Annotated in this window: 16 protein-coding genes; 7 read left to right on the forward strand and 9 right to left on the reverse strand. The window is 56.1% G+C overall.

From position 1 onward, the window contains the following. Positions 1 to 140: 140 nt before the first annotated feature. Together ACMGEE_RS00220 and ACMGEE_RS00225 are read left to right on the forward strand one after the other, a co-directional pair. A complete protein-coding gene (locus tag ACMGEE_RS00220) occupies positions 141 to 476 on the forward strand; it encodes a tlde1 domain-containing protein (RefSeq protein ID WP_436829451.1) in 336 nt (111 codons plus the stop codon). A gap of 21 nt (positions 477 to 497) precedes the next feature. After that, positions 498 to 1,019 (forward strand): hypothetical protein, encoded by a 522-nt coding sequence (locus tag ACMGEE_RS00225; protein ID WP_436829452.1) that lies wholly within the window; start codon positions 498 to 500, stop codon positions 1,017 to 1,019. A gap of 78 nt (positions 1,020 to 1,097) precedes the next feature. Here ACMGEE_RS00225 and argS read toward each other — a convergent pair whose 3' ends face one another. Together argS and ACMGEE_RS00235 are read right to left on the reverse strand one after the other, a co-directional pair. Beyond that, entirely contained in the window at positions 1,098 to 2,828 is a 1,731-nt protein-coding gene (gene argS, locus ACMGEE_RS00230; RefSeq protein WP_436829453.1) for an arginine--tRNA ligase, read from the reverse strand. 196 nt (positions 2,829 to 3,024) lie between these two features. Then, positions 3,025 to 3,153, reverse strand: coding sequence for a hypothetical protein (locus tag ACMGEE_RS00235; RefSeq protein ID WP_301252226.1), 129 nt, complete (start codon positions 3,151 to 3,153; stop codon positions 3,025 to 3,027). A 306-nt stretch (positions 3,154 to 3,459) separates the two neighbouring features. Here ACMGEE_RS00235 and ACMGEE_RS00240 point away from each other — a divergent pair, with 306 nt between their 5' ends. Next, positions 3,460 to 4,026: a VOC family protein gene (locus ACMGEE_RS00240; RefSeq protein ID WP_253460685.1), complete on the forward strand. Its 567-nt coding sequence runs from the start codon at positions 3,460 to 3,462 to the stop codon at positions 4,024 to 4,026. Here ACMGEE_RS00240 and ACMGEE_RS00245 read toward each other — a convergent pair. Continuing rightward, positions 4,015 to 5,163: a MalY/PatB family protein gene (locus ACMGEE_RS00245; protein WP_436829454.1), complete on the reverse strand. Its 1,149-nt coding sequence runs from the start codon at positions 5,161 to 5,163 to the stop codon at positions 4,015 to 4,017. The genes ACMGEE_RS00240 and ACMGEE_RS00245 overlap by 12 nt on opposite strands. A gap of 100 nt (positions 5,164 to 5,263) precedes the next feature. Between ACMGEE_RS00245 and cutC the strand changes: the two genes are divergently transcribed. Continuing rightward, positions 5,264 to 6,025, forward strand: a complete 762-nt coding sequence (gene cutC / locus ACMGEE_RS00250) for a copper homeostasis protein CutC (protein ID WP_253460691.1) — start codon at positions 5,264 to 5,266, stop codon at positions 6,023 to 6,025. Between the two features lie 157 nt (positions 6,026 to 6,182). Continuing rightward, positions 6,183 to 7,025 (forward strand): hypothetical protein, encoded by an 843-nt coding sequence (locus ACMGEE_RS00255; RefSeq protein ID WP_301252223.1) that lies wholly within the window; start codon positions 6,183 to 6,185, stop codon positions 7,023 to 7,025. A gap of 20 nt (positions 7,026 to 7,045) precedes the next feature. Here ACMGEE_RS00255 and ACMGEE_RS00260 read toward each other — a convergent pair whose 3' ends face one another. Then, entirely contained in the window at positions 7,046 to 8,143 is a 1,098-nt protein-coding gene (locus ACMGEE_RS00260; protein ID WP_301252222.1) for a glycerol dehydrogenase, read from the reverse strand. A gap of 152 nt (positions 8,144 to 8,295) precedes the next feature. Here ACMGEE_RS00260 and ACMGEE_RS00265 point away from each other — a divergent pair, with 152 nt between their 5' ends. Next, on the forward strand, positions 8,296 to 8,913 hold the full coding sequence (locus ACMGEE_RS00265) for a LysE family translocator (RefSeq protein WP_301252220.1): 618 nt from the start codon (positions 8,296 to 8,298) through the stop codon (positions 8,911 to 8,913). 260 nt (positions 8,914 to 9,173) lie between these two features. Here ACMGEE_RS00265 and cmoB read toward each other — a convergent pair whose 3' ends face one another. The 5 genes from cmoB to ACMGEE_RS00290 form a co-directional block, all read right to left on the reverse strand. Continuing rightward, positions 9,174 to 10,142, reverse strand: coding sequence for a tRNA 5-methoxyuridine(34)/uridine 5-oxyacetic acid(34) synthase CmoB (gene cmoB / locus ACMGEE_RS00270; protein WP_253461296.1), 969 nt, complete (start codon positions 10,140 to 10,142; stop codon positions 9,174 to 9,176). Continuing rightward, entirely contained in the window at positions 10,139 to 10,879 is a 741-nt protein-coding gene (gene cmoA, locus ACMGEE_RS00275) for a carboxy-S-adenosyl-L-methionine synthase CmoA (protein ID WP_125287922.1), read from the reverse strand. Before cmoA ends, cmoB begins: the two co-directional genes overlap by 4 nt. Positions 10,880 to 10,952: 73 nt before the next feature. Next, positions 10,953 to 11,348: an MAPEG family protein gene (locus ACMGEE_RS00280; protein ID WP_253460703.1), complete on the reverse strand. Its 396-nt coding sequence runs from the start codon at positions 11,346 to 11,348 to the stop codon at positions 10,953 to 10,955. 85 nt (positions 11,349 to 11,433) lie between these two features. Further along, complete coding sequence (locus tag ACMGEE_RS00285) at positions 11,434 to 12,258, reverse strand: DUF72 domain-containing protein (RefSeq protein ID WP_301252219.1); 825 nt, start codon at positions 12,256 to 12,258, stop codon at positions 11,434 to 11,436. Positions 12,259 to 12,315: 57 nt separating this feature from the next. Beyond that, positions 12,316 to 12,879 carry a hydrolase gene (locus tag ACMGEE_RS00290; RefSeq protein ID WP_436829455.1) on the reverse strand — a complete coding sequence of 188 codons (564 nt, stop codon included), beginning with the start codon at positions 12,877 to 12,879 and terminating at the stop codon, positions 12,316 to 12,318. Between the two features lie 267 nt (positions 12,880 to 13,146). Between ACMGEE_RS00290 and aspS the strand changes: the two genes are divergently transcribed. Next, the gene (aspS, locus tag ACMGEE_RS00295) at positions 13,147 to 14,925 is read left to right on the forward strand and encodes an aspartate--tRNA ligase (RefSeq protein WP_253460712.1); all 1,779 of its coding nucleotides are present in this window, start codon (positions 13,147 to 13,149) and stop codon (positions 14,923 to 14,925) included.

The following is a 14,925-nucleotide window of genomic DNA, read 5'->3' on the forward strand; positions in this document are numbered from 1 at the left end:
GCTACTTATTTTCGAAAAGGATAGAGCGTATAAGGGGCAGTCCGCTTCAGCTAAATCAGAATAATTTTGGCATATCCTGGTGGCTAAATCACCTAATCAGGCCACCTGGAACCGCACAGATTTGTATAAGGATAATGCACATGGCATGGATTTATCAGCAATCTACGGGAAATCTTTATCACGATAGCGAGTATATCGACCGTGGTTATTCAGGTGTGCTGACTAATAAGAATAATCCCGACCGACAGCAGGTAAGAGGAATGGGGCCGATCCCGCGTGGTAAATGGCGTATCACGCAGCGTACCCACACAAAAGGGCCAATGACGATCGTGCTCAGGCAAATCACTGGTGAAACCTTTGGGCGCACGGAGTTTCGTATTCATGGCGAACGTATAGGCAAACCAGCAGGCTTTGCTTCCCAGGGGATGTATTATCCTGAGGTCTGCGACCCGGGATCGTATCTGGTCTTCCCATGACAGAGAGCTGGAGGTAATAAGATGAAAAATCTATCTTTCTTGTTGATGACGTTATGTCTGTTTTCCACTTCCGCAGCCTGTAGCTCAGTGATGGTCGAAGAAAACTGGGGGCAATTTATTAGCAATATTGCAAAAGGGAATAGCCAGACGATTGCTGTATTACCTGGAAAAATAAAAGCGATAAGTCATTCAATTACCGACCCACAGGCTATTGAGCTCGTTGAGGCAATAAGTTTTGCATTGATCAATAAGCCGTTGGCAACGCTTCAGGCAACGGAAGAAATAGGGACATCCGCTGATACGCTTGTTCAGCGATTTGATTCCGGCAGCATTTGCTCTGTACCTGCCATCCTGTCTTACACGAAATCTTCTGTGCTGAAATATTACGCTCTGGCAACGGAAGCGCTTAAAAAAGCAGGTAAACCAGCCGCAGAGTGCCTGAATATTATGCAGGCAGCTATGGCGGAAATTCAGCAGGAGGATGAGCGAGGCGAGATGAAATGGGGAAATAAAAGCTTTAATCCGGTACGGGCTTCCGGGTAAATTTTCCAGGCAGAATAAAACAGACTAAATCTTTAGCGATAAAAAGGGACGAAAGCTCGTCCCTTTGCGGATCGCCTGTTACATTCTTTCGACGGTTTCGATACCCAGCGTATCCAGACCCTGCTTCAGGGTTCTCGCGGTCAGCAGCGCCAGCTTCAGGCGGCTCTGCTTCGTCGCTTCGTCTTCGGCAGACAGGATCGGGCAGTGCTCGTAGAAACCAGAGAACAGACCGGCCAGATCGTAGAGGTAAGCACACATCACGTGCGGCGTGCCGTCGCGCGCGACCTGGGTGATGGTTTCTTCAAATTGCAGCAGGCGTACGGCCAGCGCCGCTTCGCGATCTTCAGCAATCACGGTTTTGCCCGTGACGGCGGATTCTTCAATGCCCGCCTTGCGGAACACGGAAAGCACACGCGTATAGGCATACTGCATATACGGCGCGGTGTTGCCTTCAAAGGCCAGCATGTTGTCCCAGTCAAACACATAATCCGTGGTGCGGCTTTTAGAAAGATCCGCATATTTGACCGCGCCGATACCCACCGTGTTGGAAAGCTTCGCCAGTTCGTCGGCTGGCATATCCGGGTTTTTCTCGCTAACCAGCTTCGTGGCGCGCTCGACCGCTTCGTCCAGCAGATCGGAAAGCTTGATGGTGCCGCCCGCGCGGGTTTTAAATGGCTTGCCGTCCTTGCCCAGCATCATGCCAAACGCATGGTGTTCTAAAGGCACGGACGTCGGCACATAACCGGCTTTACGCACGATGGTCCACGCCTGCTGTAGATGCTGGTGCTGACGTGAATCGATATAGTAGAGCACGCGATCGGCATGAAGCGTTTCATAACGGTATTTCGCGCAGGCGATATCGGTGGTGGTATAAAGATAGCCGCCATCCTTTTTCTGGATGATAACGCCCATCGGCTCGCCATCTTTATTTTTGTACTCGTCCAGGAAAACCACGGTAGCGCCTTCGCTTTCTACCGCCAGGCCTTTGGCTTTCAGATCGGCAACGATGCCCGGCAGCATATCGTTGTACAGGCTTTCGCCCATGACGTCTTTGCGGCTCAGCGTCACGTTCATGCGGTCGTAGACTTTCTGGTTCTGCGACATGGTGATGTCCACCAGACGCTTCCACATTTTACGGCAGTATTCATCGCCGCCCTGAAGTTTTACCACGTAGCCGCGCGCGCGTTCGGCAAAAGCCGGATCTTCGTCATAGGTACGCTTGGCTTCGCGGTAGAAGGCTTCCAGATCGGATAAAGCGATCTCTTCATGGGCTTCGTTCTGCTGTTTTTCCAGGTAAGCGATCAGCATCCCGAACTGCGTGCCCCAGTCGCCCACATGGTTGGCGCGGATCACGTTGTGGCCCAGGAAGGAGAGCGTGCGCACCGCCGCATCACCAATGATGGTGGAGCGAACGTGACCAACGTGCATCTCTTTGGCGACGTTAGGCGCAGAGTAGTCGATAACGATAGTCTGCGGTTCGACCGGCGACACGCCCAGGCGCGGCGCGTCGACAACGCGGTCTACCTGGGCGGCAAGCCAGCCGGCGTCAAGAAACAGATTGATAAAACCTGGTCCGGCGATTTCAACCTTGCTGGCGATCCCCTGTAGATCGAGATGGGTCAGCACCTCTTCAGCAAGCTGGCGCGGCGCCTTGCCCAGTTTTTTCGCAACGGCCATAATACCGTTTGCCTGGTAATCGCCGAACTGTGCCTTAGCGGACTGACGCACCTGCGGCTCGCAGTCGGCCGGAGCCCCTGCCGCGATCATCGCCTGACTGACTTTATCTGAGAGAAGAGCCTGAATATTCACCGGATTACCTTTATATGCAAAAACGCCTGCGCGCTGAGGCCAGGCCGTCATACTAAACGGAGTCGGACAGCAGAGTGGCTGTTCGCTACCGCTAAAAAAGAAGGGAAAAAGTATACTGCATTTAGGCTGTAGTTATCCAGGCGTGTAAACAGGAGAGGGCACAGGAAACAGCGGGCGCTGCTTCCTGGTTGTCTGGTCAGGTGCGACGACGGTGAGGGCGATGCGGGCTGGCGATAGTCGTCTTTTCGTTACGAAGCTTCCAGTGCCTCACCAGAGCAAAGCCCGTCATAACGATAAGCGCTGCAATAAGTATTAACATCAGCATTTGCTATTCCTTGTGTGAGAAGCGAAACGAATCTATAAGAAATAAGAATACCCTGGAGTCGACGAACGGGATTTAAGAATAGTCGCATTGTATAAATTTAACTAAATTAAAACATTAAGTTAAGCCAAATTTTCTAAATAATATGCTGGGACTAAACCAAATTTAACTAAAGAAAAGGATAATAATCCGCAATTATCGAGCTATCCTGGGCTGTTACGTTTTTCTTCATCAGGAAAGCTGGCCCGAAAACGGGGTGTGATGGCATAAAAATGATTAATATTTTTAAAGTAATTTAACGAGGAAGGCATGTTTTCAGGTAAAGTAGCGGAAGAATTAAACGATTTAGTTAAGGATTCTGGAGAGTTTCTATACAAAATTAACCATCTGGCGACGCGGCTCGGGCTGGATCTGGCTGCGCATCATGCCGATCACATCGCCGTACGCTGCCATCAGGTCGCGACGGCGGAACGCTGGAAAAAAGGTTTTTTGCAGCACGGCGTGCTGTTTTCAGAAAAGATGATAGGCGGACGGCCGGTCGCGCTGTTTGAGCTGCATGAACCATTACGGGTCGGGCCATGGCAAATCAGCATGGTGGAGCTGCCCTGGCCCGGTGAAAAAGTCTATCGGCATGAAGGCTGGGAGCACGTTGAGATCGTGCTGCCGGGCGATGAAGCGCAGCTGAGCGTGCGTGCGCTGGCGCTGTTGTCGGATGAGAGCCTCTCTAAACCAGGGATAGCCATTAAAAATAGCGCGCCGAAAGGAGAGGGCGAAAGGCTGCCTAATCCGACGCTCGCGGTCAGCGACGGCCAGGTGACGATCAAGTTCCATCCCTGGAGCCTGAAAGAGATTGTAGAGAGCGAGCTAGCGTCGTAACGTCCGCACGGCTTTTTCCATCCGTCGCACCGCTTCCACAATCAGATCGCGCGGGCAGCCAAAGTTAAAGCGTACAAAGCTATCGTCGCCAAAATCGCGCCCGGCGGAAAAGCCCAGCCCGTGCCGTTCAAAAAACAGCGCCGGGCTGGCAACGTTAAGCTGGCTGGCGTCAATCCACGCCAGATAGGTCGCCTCCGGGCGGGCCAGCGAAAGCCCCTCAATAGCGTTGATACGCTCGGTCAGCCAGTCCCTTGAGGTTTTAAGATAGGCCAGCTGCTCGTCCAGCCACGGCTGCCCGTCTCGCCAGGCGGCCGTCGCGGCGACCAGCGCCAGGATATCCGGTTGCGGCACAATGCCCAGGCGTGCTTTGTTGAAACGCGCGCGCAACGCTTTATCGGGAATAATGGCCAGCGAAGCGCCCAGCCCGGCAATATTGAACGTCTTTGAGGGCGAAATCAGCGTCACGGAGCGTCGCTGCGCGTCTTCGTTAAGACTGCCAAAAGGAATATGCTGCACGCCGTCTTCCAGCAGCAGGTCGCAGTGAATTTCATCAGAGCAGACGATCAGATCGTGACGTTGCGCAAAGCGCAGCTGTGCCTCCAGCTCCTCGCGACGATAAACCGTGCCGCCGGGATTTTGCGGATTGCACAGCATTAACAGTTTTTCGTTGCCGGTCATGGCGGGTGACAGCTCGTCAAAATCCGCCAGCCAGCGTCCCTCATGCAGTTTTAACGGCACGTTAAGCTGCGCGCGGTCGGCCAGCTTTGCCGCAGAGCGGAACGGCGGATAAATCGGCGTGGGCGCGATGGTGCCCTGATGCGGCTCGGTAAAAGCGCGTACCGCTAAATTCAGCCCGCTGACCACGCCCGGCAGTAAAACCAGCCATTCCGGATCGATTTTCCACTGATAGCGCGCCAGCATTCGCGCCGTGGTGACGGCAATCAGCTCATCCGGCGTGGTGCCATAGCCGAAAATACCATGGGCCACGCGCTGCTGAAGCGCGTCAATCACACATTGCGGCGAGCGGAAATCGGTATCTGCTACCCAGAGCGGCAAAATATCCTGACCGCCATATTTCTGCCATTTCAGACTATCGCTGTGACGGCGATCGATACGCTGGTCGAAAGTGCATGTCATGTTGGTGATTCCCGTTACTATTATTTTTAATGTTCGAAAGCAGACTAAACAGCGAAACAGATTTACACAACCAGCCGGCAGTCATTAACAGGAGAATGAAATGTTAAAACTGGAAGTATGCTGCTATGGGATTGATTGCGCGCTGGCCGCGCAAACCGCTGGCGCCGATCGGGTGGAGCTTTGCGCTGCGCCTTCGGAAGGCGGATTAACGCCTTCGGCTGGCAGCCTGTTGCAGGCTCGCGAAACCGTGTCCATACCCGTTCATCCCCTGGTGCGTCCGCGCGGCGGTGATTTCTGCTTCAGTGACAACGAGTTTCGTCAGATTAAAGACGATGTCGCCTGGATCCGCGAGCTTGGTTTTCCGGGCGTGGTGGTCGGCATACTGGATGTGGACGGGCATATTGATATCGCCAGGATGAAGCAGGTCATGGCGCTTTGCGCAGGCATGGAGGTGACCTTTCACCGCGCTTTCGATCTCTGTCACAACCCGCTGACGGCGCTGCGGCAGCTTACCGACCTGGGCGTGGCGCGCATCCTGACTTCCGGCCAGCAACAAAGCGCCGAAAGCGGTTTACCTTTATTAAGGGAACTTAATCAGCTTACCCAGGGTCCAATCATTATGGCCGGCGCTGGCGTCCGCATGAGCAACCTGCATAAGTTTGTGGAAGCCGGATTGCGTGAGCTACACAGCTCCGCCAGCCAGCGAATCGCCTCTGCAATGCGCTACCGTAAAGCCGGTGTTTCCATGACTTCCGTCGCGGAAACGGATGAGTTCAGCCGCGCCTGCGTTGACGGCGATATGGTGGAAGCCATGAAAGCCTCGCTCTCGCTCTCGTTTGGCTCGTCGGCAAGCGTAGCCTGACCCCGATTTTGCCGCACAGCACGCCAGGTTAACGACGTGATGTTTGCAAGTACCAGGCCTCATCATTTTGGTGAGGCTTTTTTTCTGCCGCAGAACCGAAATTCCTCTTACACTGAACACATCTCTGGCTGCTGCGAGTTCACTGATGAAAGTCATAATGACCGCCAACGTTTTTCTGCTGCCGCTCATGCTACTGGCGGGCGCGGCACAGGGCGCAGATACCTGTCCCGCCAACGCCGCACGGGTTAACGACAGCAACAGCCTGCTGCTGCTGGGCGGTACCGCGAAAGGGCCGATAAAACAGGTTGTAATGGGCGAGTTTGGTAAGGATGTCGACCAGCAAAAACGCATTCTCGGTGAGTTCGATCGCTGTGGCGCGCTGCTGCGGGCGGATATCAGCTTTGACAAGAACGAAGGTAACGTCGCGCTCAGAATGGTGCAAAGCGTCACGCGCGTCGCCACCGGCTGGCAGGCCGACTACGTTCTGTCGGTCTTCGTGCTGCAAAAGGGCAAGCTGGTGGAAGTCAGCAATAAACAGGGAACCGTCAACTATCTGACCGGTAAAACGGGCACCATTACCAGCTCGTCCGAGGCGTTTCTGTTGCAGGGCAAAAAGGGCTTTACGGAAACCACTAACAGCTACGACAGCCGTCAGCGGCTGATAAAAAGCGTGGCGAGAGGATCGGACGCGCAGGCCAACGGCGAGTTTCACTATAGCTGGAATGCGGAAAATCTGCTGATCGCCAGCCGTTCGGGCAACAGCGAAATGCAGTGGAGCTATGACGATAAAAAGCGGGAAAAGGGGCTACTGATGCAAACGCATAACCCCGATAGCGAGCTGACCACGCAGGATGAATGCCAGCTGTGGGACGAGCGGGGCAACTGCACGCTAAGCTACTCGCATGAGAGAGAAGTCTTTGCGCACGGTGAAGTGCTGCGCAATATCAGCGCGGCCTATCGCTTTGAATACTGGGATAAAGCGGAAGGCGCGGACAAATAAGCGGCCCGCGCCAAACGCTGTTATTTCACGGTCTGGCTGAAAGCGTCTACTGCCAGGATAGCGCTGGCGATATCCTGCGCGCTAAGGTTAGGGTTAAGGTTCTTCAGCGTATCGCCTTCGCTGTTAGCCAGTTCGCCCACTTTCAGCAGGTTCTCCCAGCTTTCGTTTTCCAGATGCATCTCTTTTAGCGTGGTCGGCATTTTTATCGCGCGATAAAAGCGGACATAGCGTGCAATCTCTTCATCGGGCCGCTGCTCCAGCACCATTTGCGTCAGCGTGCCGTAGGCGACCTTTTCACCGTGCGTCAGATGGTGGATGTCGCCGTCGATAGCGGTAAAGCCGTTATGGATAGCGTGCGCGCCCGCTAAACCTGCGTTTTCAAAGCCCAGGCCGGAAAGCAGCGTATTGGCTTCCACTACCGCCTCTACGGCTGGCGTAACCACTTTTTTCTCTACCGCCTGATAAGCGCTGTATCCCCAGGTCAGCAGCGTTTTTTCGCAGGCTTCGGCAATCGCCATACCTGCAATCGTCGGATCGCCATCCACCATCGATTTGCTGTGCGAACGTTTGACCGCCTGCGCTTCGACAAAGGTCGCCAGACCATCAGCGATGCCGGAAGCGAACAGCCTGACCGGCGCCTGGGCGCAGACCTGCGTATCCACCAGCACCAGATCCGGGTTTTTGTTATAGAAGCGGTAGCTTTCGAATACGCCGCTGTCGGAGTAGATCACGGAAAGCGCGCTGCACGGCGCATCCGTCGAGGCGATAGTCGGTACAATCACCACCGGCCGCTTCAGCTCGTCGGCCACTGCTTTAACCGTATCCAACGTTTTGCCGCCGCCTACGCCGATCACCAGCTGCGCATCGGCCTCTTTCGCCAGCGCCGTAAGGCGAGCGATCTCATTGCCGGAAGCCTCGCCGTTGAACTGCTGATAATGAAACTCGACGTTGCGCTGCTGCAAAGCATCCTGCACCGTCTTGCCCGTCAGTTTCCAGACGATTTCATCCGCCACCACAAAAGCTTTATTGCCCAGTTCCGCTACGTAGTCGCCCAGCTGAGCCATGACGCCAGCGCCCTGAACGTACTTGCGCGGTGAAGAGAATACGAACTTACTCATGGGAACTCCTTTTGGTGAAATAAAAGTCGTACAGGTTCAACCGTAGACCTTTTAACGCAAAAAGGGGGATGGAAATGTGACATAACGAAAATTGGTAGTAGGCAATCAGCCGCGTAATCGCTAAACTTTTTTTCCTTTCCAGGGAAATCAGTATGACCTCGTTATTAACCTTTCTGTTCGCCATTACGCTGCTGACCATGACGCCGGGTTTCGATACGGCATTGATCCTGCGTACGTCCGCCGCCAGCGGCTGGAAAAAAGCGCTGGCGACCAGCATGGGCGTCAATGCCGGCTGTATGGCGTGGGGCACTGCGGTGGGCGTGGGGCTTGGCGCACTGCTTCTGGCATCGGAAGTGGCCTATAACATTTTAAGGCTGGCGGGCGCGGCGTATCTGCTATGGCTCGGCGTGGGGCTACTGTTAAAACCGCGCAGCGCCTTCCAGGACGCTCTGCCGCAGGCTAAGCAGGACGGCTATCGCCGCGTATTTATGCGTGGTTTTTTAGGCAATTTGCTTAACCCTAAGGTCGGCATCTTCTACGTCTCGTTTTTGCCGCAATTTATTCCTGCTGGTGGCTCGGTGGCGCTCTGGAGTATCGGCATGGCCTTTACCCACGTGGTCGTCGGTACGTTGTGGAACGGGATGCTGATCGCCTGCACGCATTACTTTGCGGAAAAGCTGCGTAAGCCGGCGGTGATAAAAATCATGGATCGCCTGACCGGCTGCGTCTTTATCGGCTTTGCCGCAAAGCTGGCGCTGGCGAAGCGTTAAGACCTGCCGGGGAAGGGGGAAAGCACGGATAATGAACGCACTTTTCGCGCGTCCCTGCGCGAAAATGGTCGTCCGGCTTTATTTACTACAGCGAGGCTGAAACCAGCAGCCACCCGCGCCGGACGAACTAAGGCTGGCTATCAGTCAGGCCGCTTATGCCCGAAGCTTGCGCACCGAGTCAGCCGCACGGGTAGCTAAAGCTGGCAGTTATGAGCCACGAGTAAAGCCAAGGCTTTACGCCCACGGCGACGCCGGTCGTGCTAAGGCTTGCGCGCCACCAGTACGGCACGCAGCGGCGCCGGATAGCCTTCGACGGTTTTGCTGCTGTCGTTGGGATCCAAAAACTCCGCCAGCGATTCGCTGGTCATCCAGTCGGTGCGGCGCTGCTCTTCCGTCGAAGTCACGGAATAGTCCGCGATCTTCACATCAACAAAGCCGCATTTCTCCAGCCAGTTTTTCAGCGCGCCGGTAGAGGGAATAAAATAGACGTTGCGCATCTGCGCATAGCGTTCGCCCGGCACCAGCACCGCGTGCTCGTCGCCTTCGACCACCAGGGTTTCCAGCACCAGCTCGCCGCCGCTGACCAGCTGGTTCTTCAGCTGATAAAGGTGATCCAGCGGCGAGCGGCGATGATAGAGCACGCCCATCGAAAAAACCGTATCAAACGCTTTCAGCTCCGGCAGCTGCTCGATGCCGAGCGGCAGCACGTGCGCGCGCTGATCGTTGCCCAGCAGCTTGCGCACGGCCTCGAACTGGCAGATAAACAGCTGCATCGGATCGATGCCCACCACCAGATTTGCGCCCGCACCAACCATGCGCCACATGTGATAGCCGCTGCCGCAGCCGACGTCCAGCACGGTTCGGCCCGCCAGCGGGGAAATATGCGGCAGCACGCGGTCCCATTTCCAGTCGGAGCGCCATTCGGTATTAATATGCACGCCATACAGCGAGTAGGGGCCTTTGCGCCACGGCATCAGATTACGCAGCAGGCTTTCGATACCGCCGCGCTGGCGCTCGCTGAGCTGGCTGCTGTCGGCGGTGACACCGTGCAGCAGATCCAACGTTTCTGGCACGATGGTCGGCAGATGCTCAACCGAGCGATCCCAGTTTTTAAAATGCCCGTGCAGCTGTTCGCGCTGCCAGGCGGCAATCTGTGCAGGCAGCGTTTCCAGCCAGTGCGACAGCGGACTTTTGGCGATCAGCTGATAAAAATTACCGAAATCCATCAGTCCGTCCCAGCCTTAAGCGCAATTAACGAGCCAAAATTAAAGCACTGGAACCAGAGTTCGGCATGCTCAAAACCGGCCAGGCGCAGGCGCTCTTTGTGCGTTTCCACGCTGTCGGTCAGCATAACGTTTTCCAGCATACTGCGCTTCTGGCTGATCTCCAGTTCGCTGTAGCCGTTAGCCCGCTTGAAGTCATGATGCATATTGAACAGCAGTTCGCCCACGCTGGCGTCGGCGAAGCTGAATTTTTCGGAAAGCACCAGTGCGCCGCCGGGACGCAGGCCTTGCCAGATGGTATTCAGCAGGCTCTGCCGCTCGGCAGGCTCTAAAAACTGCAGCGTAAAGTTCAGCACCACCAGCGAGGCGTTTTCAATCGGAACGGCGCGAATATCGGCCTCAATCACTTCGACCGGCGTGTCGGCGCGGAAAGCGTCAATATGGCGACGGCAGCGCTCCACCATCGCGGGCGAGTTATCAACGGAGATAATTTTGCAGCCTTCGGCTTTGATATTGCGGCGCACCGAAAGGGTGGCGGCGCCCAGCGAGCAGCCCAGATCGTAAACCTGGCTGTGCGGCTGTACAAAACGCTCGGCCAGCATCCCGATCATCGAAATAATATTGGAATAGCCAGGCACGGAGCGCTGGATCATATCGGGAAAAACTTCGGCCACGCGCTCGTCAAACGTCCAGTCGCCCAGTTTGGCAATCGGCGCGGAGAACAGCGTATCGCGGTTAGACATAGTGGTAAGTCCGGAACAAAAACGGAAAGGGCGTATTCTGGCAGAAAGCGGCGCGGGCTGCACCTTTTCCGCCTCAGCCCAGCGTGAAAACCAAATCCCAGGGCAGAAAAACAAGGTTAAGCACGATCATGCCCAGCAGCGATGCCAGCGTCAGGATCATACCGTTTTTCCGCCACAGCAGCGTGCTGGTGCGCATACCGTAGCTGTGCAGCGCGCGGCCCAGGAAAAAGAAGAGGCCGGTCAGGTGCAGCATCCACATTTCCGCGCCGTTCATTTCCATAATCACCAGCAGCAGCAGGGCGAGCGGAATATACTCTACGGCGTTGCCGTGAATACGAATGGCGGTCTGCAATTCATAAAAGCCGCCGTCGCCGTGCGCCACGTGATACTGGCGACGCAGCCGCACTACGTCAAAAGAAAACTTGATAATAAACAGTGCTCCCAGCACTACATACAGCGCGCTGACCATCCTTACTCCACCCGGTCGAAAATTTCTGGCGCCATCATAGCGGTGAAAAGAGCAGCTGTCAGCATATGTGCAGCGTCGCCCGGGATCAGAACAGACTGTCCTGCTGCGGCCAGTCCGGCGGCTCGCCGATATCGGGCACCGCCTGGCGCAACGCCCCCCACAGGCTCTGCACCATCGCCGGCGCAAAGGCCACGTCAGGCGTATGAATAAACAGCCACGGCTGGCCCTGTTCGCACCACTGCGGCAGCTTGTTTTGCCAGGCTGCAAACCATTTCAGGTTGGCGCTTACCTCGTCGCCGCCGATAAAACGGATCATTGGCTGGTCGGCTGTCATCACCGCATGCACCGGCAGGTGCGGTTTTTTGCGCTGCGCGTCAATAATGGCCGGATTGCTGGGTATGGCGGAATGGACGCCGCGCGTATCCAGGATCACCCGATTCACGCCGCGCTGATGCAGCCCCGCGTTCAGGGCTTTTTCAGCCTCGCCCTTGGCAAAAAATTCCGGATGACGCACTTCCACGCCGTAGCTGAAGCTTTTCGGCAGGCCGTCAAGAAAGGCCCAAAGCGCCGGGAGATCCGCCGGCGAAAACGCGGAGGGCAGCTGTAGCCAGTACTGGCCAATGCGGGAGGCGAGCGGCGTCAGCAGGCTGAAAAATTCGGCGGTCAGATCGCCGCTGTCGCGCAGCGCGGCCTTGTGGCTGATGGTGGCAGGAAACTTAAAGCAGAAGCGGAAATCGTCGTGGGTCATATCGTACCAGCGCTGGACGATCTCAGGGCGCGGCAGCGCGTAGAGCGTTGTATTGCCTTCAACACAGTTAAAATAACGCGCGTAGTCGGCAAGGGTTTCCATGCCCAACTTTTTCCATTGCGGATGCTGCCACTGCGGCAGACCCAGATAAAAAGGTTTCATCGCTCCTCTCTTATCATGCCGACGATAACGATCGCTTCCCTGCGATCGCGGGGAAAATTACAGCGCGGCCATAATCTCGTCTGAGGTGCGTACACGACCCAGACGGGGGAAAATATGCTTAAAGCTGCCGTTGTGCTCTTCGTTGCTGCCCGCGCTACAGATATCTTCCGCGACGATCAGGTTAAAGCCCAGCTCCCAGGCGTTACGGGCGGTAGATTCCACGCCGATATTGGTCGAGATGCCGCCCAGCACAATAGTATCAATACCGCGACGACGCAGCTGCAGCTCCAGATCGGTGCCGTAAAACGCGCCCCACTGATGTTTGATCACTTCAATATCGCTGTCCTGTTTGCCCAGGGCTGTCGGCCAGTCCCACCAGTTTTCCGGCAGCGGGCCGCCGTGGCTGTTATCAACTACCTGCTTCGGCGCGTCGCCGAAATCTTTCGCCCAGCCCACGCGCACCAGCACGACGGGCGCATTGACGGCGCGGAATTTATCGGCCAGCTTTGCCGAACGGGCCACCACGTCTTCTGCCTTATAAGGGCCGCCAGCGAAAGGCAGAATGCCTTCCTGCAAATCGATCAGCACCAGCGCGGTGGTTGCAGCGTTTAATTCCAACATACTTGCTCCGGGTGTTTGGGGAAAACCGTTGAGAATACAGGCAGTCAGCCTTAATGCGCGATAACAACAATGTCAGAGACGCGGGAAATTTGTTAGCTTTTGTGAGGCGCAGGCTAATTGTAGCGACTTTCGGCATAGCTTGCAGGAAGCGACTCTTATCGCGCCGGGCTTTTTCCATTATAATAGCCGCCTTTTTCGCGGCGGCATCGCCCCGAACAGATAACTAAAGATGCTGCCCGCGAGCGGCGAAGTTAAAAGGATAGCGTTATGCGTACCGAGTATTGCGGACAGATCAACCTGTCTCACGTAGGCCAACAGGTGACACTTTGCGGATGGGTTAACCGCCGCCGCGATCTGGGCAGCCTGATCTTCATCGATATGCGCGACCGTGAAGGCATCGTGCAGGTCTTTTTCGATCCCGATCGCCAGGAAGCCTTTCAGCTGGCCTCTGAACTGCGTAACGAGTTCTGTATCCAGCTGACCGGCACCGTGCGTGCGCGTGACGAAAAAAACAAAAACAGCGAGATGGCGACGGGCGAAGTAGAAGTGTTCGCCACCGATCTGACCATTATCAACCGCGCCGAGCCGCTGCCGCTGGATCCCAATCAGACCAACAGCGAAGAAGCGCGCCTGAAATATCGCTATCTGGATCTGCGTCGTCCGGATATGGCGCAGCGCCTGAAGGCCCGCGCGAAAATCACCAGCTTCGTGCGCCGCTTTATGGACGACAACGGCTTTCTGGATATCGAAACGCCGATGCTGACCAAAGCCACGCCGGAAGGCGCGCGCGACTATCTGGTGCCGAGCCGCGTGCACAAAGGCAAATTCTATGCGCTGCCGCAGTCGCCTCAGCTGTTCAAGCAGCTGCTGATGATGTCCGGCTTCGACCGCTACTATCAGATCGTCAAATGCTTCCGCGATGAAGATCTGCGCGCCGACCGCCAGCCTGAATTTACCCAGATCGACGTCGAAACCTCCTTTATGACCGCGCCACAGGTGCGGGAAATCATGGAGAAAATGGTGCGCGAGCTGTGGCAGGACGTGAAAGGCGTCGAACTGGGCGATTTCCCGATGATGACCTTCGCCGAAGCAATGCGCCGTTACGGTTCCGACAAGCCGGATCTGCGTAACCCGATGGAGCTGGTGGACGTGGCCGATCTGCTGAAAGATGTAGAGTTCAAGGTCTTCTCCGGCCCGGCCAACGATGCCAAAGGCCGCGTCGCCGCGCTGCGCGTGCCGGGCGGTGCTCAGCTCAGCCGCAAGCAGATTGATGAATACGGCAAGTTTGTCGAAATCTACGGCGCGAAAGGCCTGGCGTGGATGAAAGTCAACGAACGCGCCAAAGGTCTGGAAGGCGTCAGCAGCCCGGTCGCCAAGTTCCTGAACGCGGACATCGTGGAAGCGATCCTGAGCCGTACCGAGGCCGCTGACGGCGACGCGATCTTCTTTGGCGCGGACAGCGAGAAAATCGTGGCCGACGCGCTGGGCGCGCTGCGCCTGAAGCTGGGTCGCGACCTGGATATTACCAACGGCAACGCCTGGGCGCCGCTGTGGGTCGTTGACTTCCCAATGTTTGAAGACGACGGCGAAGGCGGGCTGACTGCGATGCACCATCCGTTCACCGCGCCGCGCGACATGACACCAATCGATCTGAAAAACGCGCCGGAAACGGCGATCGCCAACGCCTATGACATGGTGATCAACGGCTACGAAGTGGGCGGCGGCTCGGTGCGTATTCACCGTGGCGACATGCAGCAGACGGTATTCGGCATTCTGGGCATCACCGAGCAGGAGCAGCGTGAGAAGTTCGGCTTCCTGCTGGATGCGCTGAAGTTCGGTACGCCGCCGCACGCTGGTTTAGCCTTTGGTCTGGATCGCCTGGTTATGCTGTTAACCGGCACCGACAACATCCGCGACGTTATCGCCTTCCCGAAAACCACGGCGGCGGCCTGCCTGATGACCGAAGCGCCAAGCTTCGCCAATCCGGCTTCGCTGACGGAGCTGGGGATCCAGGTGATAAAAAAGGATAAGCCTGAGAGCAACTAA

This window comes from Erwinia artemisiae (assembly GCF_051400835.1).
Classification (GTDB): Bacteria; Pseudomonadota; Gammaproteobacteria; order Enterobacterales; family Enterobacteriaceae; genus Erwinia; species Erwinia aeris.